General features: G+C 69.3%; 9 protein-coding genes and 1 pseudogene. 6 read left to right on the top strand and 4 right to left on the bottom strand.

The genetic code is table 11. The features are described from left to right. Positions 1-380: pseudogene (locus AC07YH_RS16830) on the bottom strand (hypothetical protein); the annotation flags it as partial. A 182-nt stretch (positions 381-562) separates the two neighbouring features. On the opposite strand from AC07YH_RS16830, the gene AC07YH_RS16825 reads away from it, so the two are divergent. The 6 genes from AC07YH_RS16825 to AC07YH_RS16800 all read left to right on the top strand — a co-directional run bounded on the left by AC07YH_RS16825 (position 563) and on the right by AC07YH_RS16800 (position 6,149). After that, positions 563-1,810, top strand: a complete 1,248-nt coding sequence (locus tag AC07YH_RS16825) for a class I SAM-dependent RNA methyltransferase (RefSeq protein ID WP_494748102.1) — start codon at positions 563-565, stop codon at positions 1,808-1,810. A 7-nt stretch (positions 1,811-1,817) separates the two neighbouring features. Then, entirely contained in the window at positions 1,818-2,876 is a 1,059-nt protein-coding gene (locus AC07YH_RS16820) for a class I SAM-dependent methyltransferase (RefSeq protein ID WP_494748101.1), read from the top strand. A gap of 27 nt (positions 2,877-2,903) precedes the next feature. Beyond that, on the top strand, positions 2,904-3,905 hold the full coding sequence (locus AC07YH_RS16815; RefSeq protein WP_494748100.1) for an acyltransferase family protein: 1,002 nt from the start codon (positions 2,904-2,906) through the stop codon (positions 3,903-3,905). A 69-nt stretch (positions 3,906-3,974) separates the two neighbouring features. Continuing rightward, positions 3,975-4,358: a YciI family protein gene (locus AC07YH_RS16810; protein WP_494748099.1), complete on the top strand. Its 384-nt coding sequence runs from the start codon at positions 3,975-3,977 to the stop codon at positions 4,356-4,358. Further along, complete coding sequence (locus AC07YH_RS16805) at positions 4,355-5,602, top strand: RNA polymerase sigma factor (RefSeq protein WP_494748098.1); 1,248 nt, start codon at positions 4,355-4,357, stop codon at positions 5,600-5,602. Before AC07YH_RS16810 ends, AC07YH_RS16805 begins: the two co-directional genes overlap by 4 nt. Before the next feature lie 13 nt (positions 5,603-5,615). Continuing rightward, positions 5,616-6,149, top strand: a complete 534-nt coding sequence (locus AC07YH_RS16800) for an SRPBCC family protein (RefSeq protein ID WP_494748097.1) — start codon at positions 5,616-5,618, stop codon at positions 6,147-6,149. A 50-nt stretch (positions 6,150-6,199) separates the two neighbouring features. Here AC07YH_RS16800 and AC07YH_RS16795 read toward each other — a convergent pair whose 3' ends face one another. From AC07YH_RS16795 to AC07YH_RS16785, 3 genes are all read right to left on the bottom strand, one after another. Beyond that, positions 6,200-7,432, bottom strand: a complete 1,233-nt coding sequence (locus AC07YH_RS16795) for a hypothetical protein (protein WP_494748096.1) — start codon at positions 7,430-7,432, stop codon at positions 6,200-6,202. A gap of 86 nt (positions 7,433-7,518) precedes the next feature. Then, on the bottom strand, positions 7,519-7,941 hold the full coding sequence (locus AC07YH_RS16790; protein WP_494748095.1) for a response regulator: 423 nt from the start codon (positions 7,939-7,941) through the stop codon (positions 7,519-7,521). Then, positions 7,941-11,135 carry a PAS domain S-box protein gene (locus tag AC07YH_RS16785; RefSeq protein ID WP_494748094.1) on the bottom strand — a complete coding sequence of 1,065 codons (3,195 nt, stop codon included), beginning with the start codon at positions 11,133-11,135 and terminating at the stop codon, positions 7,941-7,943. The genes AC07YH_RS16790 and AC07YH_RS16785 overlap by 1 nt, the downstream gene beginning before the upstream one ends. Between the last annotated feature and the right edge of the window lie 49 nt (positions 11,136-11,184).

Here is an 11,184-nt window from a genome sequence, read left to right as displayed (position 1 = left end):
GGGGCGATGTTGCTGCCCGGGGTGCAGGCGGCCGAGGACTTGCCGGCCATGCCGCCGACCACGGCGCCCAGCAGGCCGCCGACGACCGAGCCGTCGGTGCGGTGGCCGCGGGCGGCGATGCCGCTGCCCAGGGCCATGCCGATGGCGCCGCCCGTGAGCGCGCCGCCCGTGGTGCGGTTGGTCGTCGAGCGCTGGCACTGGTCGTAATAGTAGCCCTGGTTGCCATAAGCGCCGCCGTAAGCGCCGCCGCCATAGGGCGTCGAGCCATAGGCCTGGGCCGAGGCCAGGGTCGGCGTCAGCACGCCACAGACGAGGGCGGCGGTGACGCCCAGAACGGTCTTCATCTTGGAAATCCTGCTCGTGGAGGCGGTCATATGCATGAGAGAGCTTGTCTTTTTGAGGGCTTCCGGTTCTTCGCCGGCCGCCCTGGCCCATCCGATGACGTCATGTGTGGCATCACCAACATGAACGGTCGCTGACCGGACTATTCAGCTTCGTTCACCGCTACGGAAAAACGTTCGAAGTCCGCGCTCAAGCCCTAAAATTGGGGTATGGACGGCAAATGCAAGACATGACGATCAGCGCCATCGGCGCGCAAGGCGACGGACTCGCCCGCCTCGACGATGGCAAGCCGGCCTTCGTGCCCCTGACCCTGCCAGGTGAAACCGTGCGGGCGCAGATGGAAGGCGCGCGCGGCGAGGTGGTCGAGATCTTGACCGCCAGCGCCGACCGCGTCGCGCCGGCCTGCAAGCACTTCGGCCACTGCGGCGGCTGTTCGCTCCAGCACTGGGCGGCCGCGCCCTATCTCGGCTGGAAGGCCGAGCAGATCCGCGTCCAGCTCTCGATGGAAGGCCTGGAGACCGAGATCCTGCCGACCTTCGCCGCGCCGGCGGCCTCGCGTCGCCGGGTGGCTTTGCACGCTCGTAGAGGCAGCAAGGGGCAGGGCGCGTTGCTGGGCTTCAAGGAGCGTCGCTCGTGGAGCCTGGTGTCGATCGACGAGTGCCCGGTCACCGATCCGCGCCTGGTCGCGGCGTTCCCGGCCCTGGCGAAGCTGGCCGAGCCGTTCCTGGAGCATCCGAAGTCGGCGCCGACCCTGCACGTCACCCTGACGGCCACGGGCCTGGACATCGACGTCACCGGCGTCGAACGCAAGAGCGGCGGTCTCTCGGCCGACGCCCGCATGCGCGCCGCCATGGCCGCCAGCGAGGGCGACTTCGCCCGCGTGACCCTGGCCGGCGAGACCGTCTATGGCGCGCGCCAGCCGATGGTGAAGCTGGGTCCGGCCGTGGTCGCCCTGCCGCCGGGGAGCTTCCTGCAGGCCGTGCCGGCCGCCGAGCGGGCCATGGTCGCGTTCGCCGTCGCCGAGAGCCAGGGCGCGGCCCGCATCGCCGACCTCTATTGCGGCGTCGGCACCTTCACCTTCCGCCTGGCCGAGATCGGCGCGGTCTACGCCGCCGAGATGAGCGCGCCGGCCATCGCCGCCCTGAAGTCCGCCATCGGCGCCGCGCCGGGCCTGAAGCCGATCACCGCCGAGGCTCGCGACCTGGTCAAACGCCCGATGCTGAGCACCGAACTGGCCAAGACCGACGTCGTGGTCATCGACCCGCCGCGCGCCGGGGCGGCCGAGCAGACGGTCGAGATCGCCAAGTCCAAGGTCGCCAAGGTGGTCAGCGTCTCGTGCAATCCGGGCACCTTCGCCAAGGACGCGCGCGCCCTCGTCGATGCCGGTTTCCGCCTGGAGAAGGTGCTGCCGGTGGACCAGTTCGTCTGGTCGCCCCATATTGAACTGGTCGGAGTCTTCACGCGCTGAGGTCTGGATGGACGAGCGACGCAGCAGGGCCGCTTTCACCGCTGATGCGGTAGGCCAGCGCGCCAGGGCGATGGTCAAGGCCGCCTGGTGGACGGCGACCGGCTCGCTGGCCCGCTCCATGACCCGACCTACGAAGGGCGAACAGGCGAAGAGCTTCAAGCCGACCGCCGCCGCGCCCGCCAAGGGCAGTCTGCGCCGCGCCTATCTGGAGGCGTTCGAGAAGGACGCCCGCGACGTCGCCGCCGGCCTCTATCCCGCCGTCGAGGACGGTCCGGTCCGGCCCTCGGCCGCCCTGCGCGAGGCCGCCGACTTCATCGCCGACGCCTTCGAGGTCGATCAGCGCCGCCGGCGCGGCGATGGCGTCGAGGTGCGTGATGCGGCCAATAGTCAAGCTTATCCAAGCTACTATCGCCAGAACTTCCACTTCCAGTCGGGCGGCTGGTTCACGCCCGAGAGCGCCCGCCGCTACGACGCCCAGGTCGAGGCGCTGTTCTCCGGCACGGCCGGGGCGATGCGTAGGCGAGGCCTGTCGCTGCTGGCCAGGCACTGGCGCGGCCGCGATCACCGTGACGCCAAAATCCTTGATGCGGCCTGCGGTTCGGGCGCTTTCCTCAAGGACCTGAAGGCGGCGTTCCCGCGCGCGGCGATCGCGGGCCTCGACCTGTCGGAAGCCTATCTGGCGCAGGCCAGGAAGCGCACCGGCGTGGGCGGCGTCCAGGCTAATGCAGAAGCTCTGCCGTTCGCGGATTCCTCTTTGGACGCGGTCAGTTGCGTCTACCTCTTCCATGAGCTGCCGCCGCGCGTGCGGCCCGTCGTGGCGGCCAGCCTGGCGCGGGTGCTCAAACCCGGCGGCGTGCTGGTCTTCGTCGACTCCGTGCGGCCCAGCGACACGCCGGACTTGGCGCGGCTGCTGGAAGCCTTCCCGGTCTATTTCCACGAGCCCTATTACGGCAGCTACGCTGACACCGATCTGGTCGCTCTGTTCGCCGATGCGGGCCTGAAGGTGGTCGGCGAGGACCGCGCCTTCCTGACCAAGGCCTTGCTGCTGGAGAAACCCGTCAGCTAACAAAGGACCGGGGACGGGGGCGACAGGTTGCGGGCTTACGAGTCGGGACGACGATACGAGGCGCTGGACGGCCTGCGCGGCGTCGCGGCCGTGGGCGTCATGCTCTACCACATCGGCGGCTGGACCGGCCGGCCCTGGCTGGTCAGCCACGGCTACCTGGCGGTCGACTTCTTCTTCTGCCTGTCCGGCTTCGTGCTGGCCCATGCCTATGGCCGGCGCGAGATCGGCTGGTGGGGCTTCATCCGCCAGCGCTTGATCCGGCTCTGGCCGCTGATCGCTGTGACCATGCTGGCTGGCGCCACGGTCATCATCCAGCACCGCGAGCGGGTGCCCGAGTGGCTGGTCCTAGGCTTGTTGATGGTCCCGCGCCTGTGGGCCGAGGAGCCTGGGTTCGCGCCGATTTTCCCTTTGAATCCGCCGGCCTGGTCGCTGTTCTTCGAGCTGGTGGTCGGGGCGCTGTGGTTCCCGATCCGGCGGCTGGGTCTCATGGGCCACGTGCTGATGATCGTGCTGCTGATCCCGGTCATGGCCTATATCGCCCACGGCATGGGCGGGGTGTTGACCGGCTGGGATCGGGCGACCTTCTTCATCAGCTTTCTGCGGACGGTGTTCTCGTTCCTGCTGGGCTGGGGCTGTTACCGGGTGCAGTCGTTCACGACCTTCACCGCGCCCGCCTGGCTGCTGGCCCTGATCCTGGCCGCGATCCTTTGCTTCCCGTGGACGCCGCTGAACTGGGTCTACGACTATGTCTGCATGAGCCTGGTGTTCCCGCTGATGGTGCTGGCCGGGCGGCGTGATCCGGAGGGGCTTCAGGGGAAGCTCGCGCGGGTGTCCGGCGCGATCTCGTACCCGCTCTACGCCCTGCACTGGCTGGGCTGGGAGCTGATGCTGCGGCTGTTCCGGGCGCTGGGCGGGCATGGCTATCCACTGGCCTTCGCGGCGGTGGCCATCCCGGTGATCCTGGCGTTCGCCTGGGCGATGCTGAAGCTCTACGACGAGCCTGTCCGCCGCCGGCTGCGGCGCCTCTAAATAATTCTCGGCGGCGTGTCGGAAGCCGGCATAGTCCGCCGTCCTAGGGACAACACGCGAGGACCGCCCATGCTCTACGCCATACTCTGCTACAATCAGGAAGACGTGACGTGCGCCTGGTCCAAGGAGCACGATGACGAGGTCATGCAGAAGCTGGGCGCGGTCCAGGAGAAGCTGGCGCGCGAAGGCCGCCTGGGCCCCGTCGCCCGCCTGATGCCGACCACGGCCGCCACCACCTTGCGCAAGGACCGCGAACCGCCGCTGGTGCTGGACGGTCCGTTCGCCGAGACCAAGGAGCAGCTTCTGGGCTTCTACGTCGTCGACTGCGACAGCCTGGACGGCGCGCTCGACATCGCCAAGGACCTGGGCAAGGCCAATCCCGGCGGCTCGTACGAGATCCGCCCGATCGCGCTGTTCAACCCGGCCCCGAACCCGGAGTTCGCCGCGACGTGACCGACCTCGGTTGGATCGAAGGGGCGATCGGCGCCGCGCGGCCTCAGGCCATCGCGGCGCTGCTGCGCTACTTCCGGGACATGGACGCGGCCGAGGAGGCCTTCCAGGACGCCTGCCTGCGCGCCCTGAAGGCCTGGCCCAAGAACGGTCCGCCCCGCGATCCGACCGCCTGGCTGATCATGGTCGGCCGCAACGCCGCCATCGACGCCGTCCGCAAGACCGGCCGCCAAGTGGCTCTGCCGCCTGAGGAATTGCTCTCCGACCTGGAAGACGCCGAGGCCGAAGCTGCCGAGCGGCTGGACGGTTCGCACTATCGCGACGACGTGCTGCGGCTGCTGTTCATCTGCTGCCATCCCGACCTCCCGGCCACCCAGCAGATCGCTCTGGCGCTGCGCATCGTCTCTGGTCTGTCGGTGCGCGAGATCGCCCGCGCCTTCGTCGTCACCGAGGCGGCGATGGAGCAGCGGATCACCCGCGCCAAGGCCCGCATCGGCGCCGGCGACGCGCCGTTCGAGGCGCCGGGGCCAGTCGAGCGCGCCGAGCGTTTCGCGGCCGTGGCGGCGATGCTCTACCTCGTCTTCAACGAGGGCTATTCGGCCAGCGGTCAGGCGGTCGAGGCCAAGGGCGGGCTGTGCGACGAGGCCATCCGCCTGGCGCGCCTGCTGCTGCGCCTGTTCCCGGCCGAGCCGGAGATGATGGGGCTGACCGCGCTGCTGCTGCTTCAGCACGCCCGCTCGGACGCGCGCTTCGCCGCCGACGGGGCTGCGATCCTGCTGGAGGATCAGGACCGAAGCCTCTGGAATCGCAAGCTGATCGGGGAGGGGCTGGCGCTGATCGACAAGGCGATGCTGAAGCGCGATCCGGGGCCGTACCAGGTCCAGGCCGCCATCGCCGCTCTGCATGCCCGCGCCGCCAACCCCGCGGACACCGACTGGGCTGGCATCGACGCGCTCTACGCGACCTTGGAGATCATGCAGCCCTCGCCGGTGATCACGCTGAACCGCGCGGTGGCCACGGCCAAGGTGCGCGGACCCGAGGCGGGGCTGGCGATGATCGAGCCCTTGGCCGCGCGGCTGGACGCCTATTTCCATTATCACGGCGCGCGCGGCGCCTTCCTGTTGCAGGTCGGGCGCAAGGCCGAGGCGCGGGAAGCCTTCGATCGGGCGATTTCGCTGGCCAACACCGCGGCCGAGGCCGCCAATATCCGCCAATACCTGGACCGCGTGGCGGCCGAGGCGGGGTAGAGGAGAGGGGCATATGCTGGTTCTGAAGATCGTTCTGGGGCTGGTCGCCATCGCGGTGATCGCGCTGCTGGGTCTGGCCGCCGCGCGGCCGGACAAGTTCACCGTCACGCGCACCGCGACCATCAAGGCCAGGCCCGAGGCGCTGTCGGCCATGGTCGAGGACTTCCACCAGTGGGGCCTGTGGTCGCCCTGGGAGAAGATCGACCCCAATCTGACCCGCACCTATGGCGGTCCGGAAAAGGGCGTCGGCGCGACCTATGCCTGGGTCGGCAACGACAAGGTCGGCTCGGGAAACATGGAGATCAAGAAGGTGGAGCCGGGCCGCGAGGTCATGTTCGACCTGCACTTCATCAAGCCGTTCAAGGCCGACAATGTGGGTCGCTTCACCTTCGAGCCGCAGGGCGACGCCACCCTGGTGACCTGGTCGATGGAGGGCGCGAGCCCGTTCATGGCCAAGGTCATGGGCCTGTTCCTCGACATGGACGCCATGGTCGGCAAGGACTTCGAGAAGGGCCTGGCCAGCATGAAGGCCGAGGCCGAAAAGTAAGCTTAGCCATGGGCTTGGCGGCGTCTTCGTCGTCAGTCCATGGAGGGCCTTCAGGCCACGCACACCTCGCCGGAGTCGATGTGCGACCAGTCGTGGAGCGGCAGATGCAGCGCGGGGCACGGCGTGGTCGGGGTCGGGGCCTCCAGCAGGTCGGTGATCGCCGAGCCGCTTAGGAAGGGTGCCCGGTGCTCGATGCAGGCGTTCAGTTCGCGGCGGGTGCGCAGTTCGGTGACTCCCTGCCAGATGTGCTTGCGAGCATAGAGCGGCGCGTCGCGCAGGAAGCGGGATGCCGCCGACAGGCGCAGGCTCTCGCTCCCCTCGGGCAGGATCAGGGTCACCGAATTGGCGAAGTCGACCGGCAGGTCCTCGACCTGGAAGGCCGGATCGGCGACCCGCAGGTCCAGGCGCGAGAAGTGCGGCGACAGATAGGCCTGGATCGCCTGCATGGCCGAGAACGATGGCGCGCGCGGCGTGTCGTAGATCGCCGCCGCCAGCCTTTGCCGAGCGGCGCGGGGCAGGGCCCGCAAGTGCGGCAGCAACGCATCGCGGGCGCTGGGCTTGATCAGCGTCGAAAAACAGATCGGGAAGAACAGCACGCCGGAGTCCTGCTGACCCAGGATGTCCTTGGCGCTCTGCAGGATCGGGATGTCGTGATCGGCCTCGCGTCCGTGCGCGGCGGGCGCCGGCGCGTCGAAGTCGAGCGTGCGGGGCATGGCGTCGTCGCGCCACAGGGCGACATTGCCCACGAAGAGCTCTCGGGGTGAGTGATAGACGCCGCGATAGGCGATCCGCGCCTTGGGCGGCTCGGGCGGGATGTCCTGCAAGGCTTCCAGAGGTGGCTCGCCGGTGACCGGGCCGCCGGGCGGGGCCAGCGAGACCACGCCGTCGGGGGTGATGCGGCAAACGCGTCCGATCGCTTCGCCCAGGTCGTCGGCTTCGAGCAGGGCCTTCATCTGGTGGGCCGGCATGCCGGCGAAGCGCATCACCTCGGCCTTGTCGCCCTCAAGCATCAGCAGCGACACCTCGCCGTCACTGGTCTGGCCGAACAGCTTGGTCTGCAGGGCGCGGGCCAGGGCCTGCAGTTCGCGGGCGTCCAGCAGGGTGGCGCGCGGATCGGCCAGCACGAACGAGAAGGGCGCGACCAGGCCATAGCGGCGCGGCCACAGCCAGGTGGTTTCCAGGTAGGCGCCCGCGACCTTGGCCACGAGGCCGGCCATCGTGTCGGCGTCGGCGAACATCAGGGTGTCGCCGACCATGATCTTGAGACAAGCGAGCGCGGTCATGGACCCATGCTGCGCGAACGAGGTTATCGCCGCGCTAGGATCGACAGCGGCCTACTGTCGCATGGCGGGTGTTTTTGGCGCGCTCGCTAGTCGAGGATGAAGGCGTCGTCGGGCTGGCTCGGCGCCAGGTTCGAAGGCTTGGCGGGCGAGGGGCGCATGATGGCGTCCACCCGTTTCAGCAGGTCCAGCGGCTTGAACGGCTTGACCAGATAACCGGCCGCGCCCTGCTCGATGGCCTGCATGATCGTCCCCGGATCGCGTTGCGAGGTCATCATCAGGATCTTCGGGCCGTGCGCGCGCGAACGCATCAGCCGCAGGATGTCGAGGCCCGACATGCCGGGCATGCGGATGTCCAGCAGCACCAGGCCAAAGCTCTCGCGCCCCAGGATCTGCATGGCCGTGTCCGGCGTGGCGGCCGACGAGATGTTGTAGCCGTGCTGGGTCAGGATCAGATCGACGAACTGGCGGACGGTCGGGTCGTCGTCGACGATGAGAATGCGGTTGGGCATCAGGCGGCCGCCTCGCGTTCGACCTGCTGCTCCAGCCGGGCGATCCAGGCGGCCAGCACGCGCTCGGCGGCGTCGCACTGGGCGCGGGCGGCGGCGAAGGCGGCCTTGCTGTCCTCGCCAGCCCGACAGCAGTCTTCCAGCACGCGCGCGGTGGCCGACAGGCGGTTGAAGCCCAGCAGGCCGGCCGAGCCGGCCATGGTGTGGGCCTCCTCGGCCACGCGCGGGGCGCGCTCTTCCTTGAGGGCGCCGGCCAGCTGGGTGCGCAGCAGGCGGGCCATCTTAAGGCTGGCTTCCGAGCCCATCAGGGCTTCCAGGGCGTCGCGCGCCTCGCGCTCGTCCTTCAGCTCGTCGGAGGCCATGGGCGGGGCGGCGGCCTGGGCCTGGCCGCCCAGATACTCGATCAGGGCCGCTTCCAGGTCTTGCTCGGACAGCGGCTTCAGCAGGTGGCCGACCATGCCGGCGGCCTTGCACGCGGCGATCTGGTCGGGCGAGCCGCCGGCGGTCAGGGCGATGATCGGGGCCTGCGTCAATCCCCGGCGACGGATCTCACGCGTGGCGGCGCGACCGTCCATGATGGGCATGTGCACGTCCATCAGGACGAGGTCGTAGGTGGCGCGCTCCAGCGCTTCGATGGCCTCGACGCCGTTGCCCGCCAGTTCGACGACGCAGCCGCGCCGGCCCAGCAGGGCCTTGAACAGCTCGCGGTTCAGCTCGGTGTCGTCGACCAGCAGCACCCGGCCCTCGAAGCGGCGCAGGGTCTTGGCGCCGCCGACCGTGGCGACTGGGGCGGCGACCGCCAGGTCGATCTCGAACCAGAAGGTAGAGCCTTGGCCCAGCACGCTCTCGACGCCGATCATGCCGCCCATCAGCTCGACCAGCTCGCGCGAGATGGCCAGGCCCAGGCCCGTGCCGCCGAACTTGCGACTGATGCTGTCGTCGGCCTGGGCGAAGCGGTGGAACAGGCGGCCCAGGGCGTCGGGCGCGATGCCGACGCCTTCGTCGATCACCGACACCCGCACGCGGCGGCGGCCGATGGGCGCGTCCAGCGCCGTGATGTCGACGGTGACGGCGGCGTCCTTGGTGAACTTCACGGCGTTGGACAGCAGGTTCAGCAGCACCTGGCGCAGGCGGAAGGCGTCGCCCTCGACCCAGCCGGCGGTGCGGCCCGAGCGGCGCAGGGCCACGCCGTGCTGGGCGGCCTGCGGCTCGACCATGGCCAGGGTGTCGGCCACGAGGTCGTCCAGGCTGAACGGCTTGCTCTCCAGGCTGACCGCGCCGGCGTCCAGCTTGGAATAGTCGAGGATGTCGTTGATCAGCACGTTCAGGCCTTCGCCGGCCGAGCGCACCCGCTCGGCGTGACGGCGGTCGCCCGGCGTCAGGTCGGTGCTGTCGGTCAGCAGGCGCGAGAAGCCGATGACGCTGTTGAGCGGCGTGCGCAGCTCGTGGCTCATGGTGGCCAGGAATTCGCTCTTGGCGCGGGCGGCGTCCTCGGCCACGTCCTTGGCGACGGCCAGTTGCTCGGCCATGGCGGCCAGGCTCAGGGTCTGGCGCTCCAGGGCGTCCTGGGCCTCGACGCGGGCGGTCTGGTCCTGGACCTGGGCGATGAAGTGCCGGGGCGCGCCGTCGGGCGCGCGCACCAGCGACACCGACAGGTGGACCCAGACCAGCCGGCCGTCCTTGTGCAGGTAGCGCTTGTCCATGCCGTAGCTGGGGATCTCGCCGGCCAGCAGCTGCTGCAGCAGCGCCAGGTCCTTCTCCAGGTCGTCCGGGTGGGTGATGGTCTGGAAGTCGGTCGCCAGCAGTTCGTCGGGCGTGTAGCCGACGATGCCGCAGAAAGCGTCGTTGATCTTGTGGAAGCCGCCTTCCAGCGTCACCAGGGCCATGCCGACCGAGGCGTAGTCGAACGCGGTCTCGAAAATCTCCAGCTGCGCCTTGCGCGCCGAGATGTCGTGCATCAGGGCCGTGAAGCTCCAGCCGTCCGGGCCGGCCGCGCCGCTGATCGCCAGCTCGATCGGGAACACCTCGCCCGACTTGCGCTGAGCCGGCACTTCGATGCGCTGGTCGATGACCGCGCTCTCGCCGGTGCGCAGGAAGCGCGCCAAACCCTTGTTGTGGGCGGCGCGGTGTTCTTCGGGGATGATGAAGTCGCTGAGGCGCTTGCCGACCGTCTCCTCGGCCGTCCAGCCGAAGGTCTGTTCGGCGAAGCGGTTCCAATCGGTGACGTGGCCGGTCTCGTCGATGGTGACGATGGCCTGGTAGGCGTTGGCCACCACCTTGCGAGCCTGGGCTTCGCTGGCGCGCAGCTGCTCCTCGCTGCGGCGCACGGCCTCGAAGGCGGCGTTGCGGGTGGTGACGTCCTCCAGCACGCCGAAGATGGCCACGACCTTGCCGGCGTCGTCATATTCGCAGGTGGCGCGGGACAGGCCGTGGCGGACCTGGCCGTCGGCGCGCAGCAGGCGGATCTGGTGCTCGACCAGGCCGCCGCCCTTCATGGCGCGGGCGAAGGCCTGGCGGGCGCCGTCACGGTCCTCGAGCGGATAGAGCTCCAGCCAGTTGTCCGAGGTCGGCGTGAAAGTGTCCGGCGACAGGCCGTAGATCTTGTAGACCTCCTGCGACCACTGGATGGTCCCGGTCCGCAGGTCGGCGCGCCAATGGCCGACGCCGGAGATGACCTCGGTCATCTGCAGCAGGCGGCTTTCCTCCTGCAGGCGGCGTTCGGCGCGGGCCTTTTCGAACTGGGCCAGGACCGCCGAGGCCAGCACGCGCAGCTGCGCCTTTTGGAGGTCGCTGAGCGCAGGGCGTGGCTTGCTGTCGATCACGCACAGCGTGCCGAGATTGTAGCCCTCGGCAGTGGTCAGCACCGCGCCGGCATAGAAGCGGATGTTTGGGTCGCCGGTGACCAGAGGGTTGTCGACGAAGCGCGGGTCGAGCGTGGCGTTCTCGACCACCATGACCTCGTGCGGCGGCAGCTTGATCGCGTGGGCGCAGAAGGCTTGGTCGCGTGGGGTCTCGCATGCGCCAAGGCCTTGCCTGGACTTGAACCATTGGCGCTCGTGGTCGACCAGCGAAACCACGGCGATCGGCGTGTCGAACAGCTGGGCGGCCAGACGGGTGATGTCGTCGAACACGGGCTCGGGCGCGGTATCCAGCACCCGATACGAAACGAGGGCCGCGAGGCGGTCGTGTTCGGACATTCCAACTTCCAAGCTTGGCCGTGCAAACCTTTGCGCCGCCTGATGTCCA

This window comes from Caulobacter sp. GW456-12-1-14-TSB4, from assembly GCF_059424195.1.
Note: the sequence above shows the minus strand (reverse complement) of the source record. Positions and strands in the feature narration are given on the sequence as shown.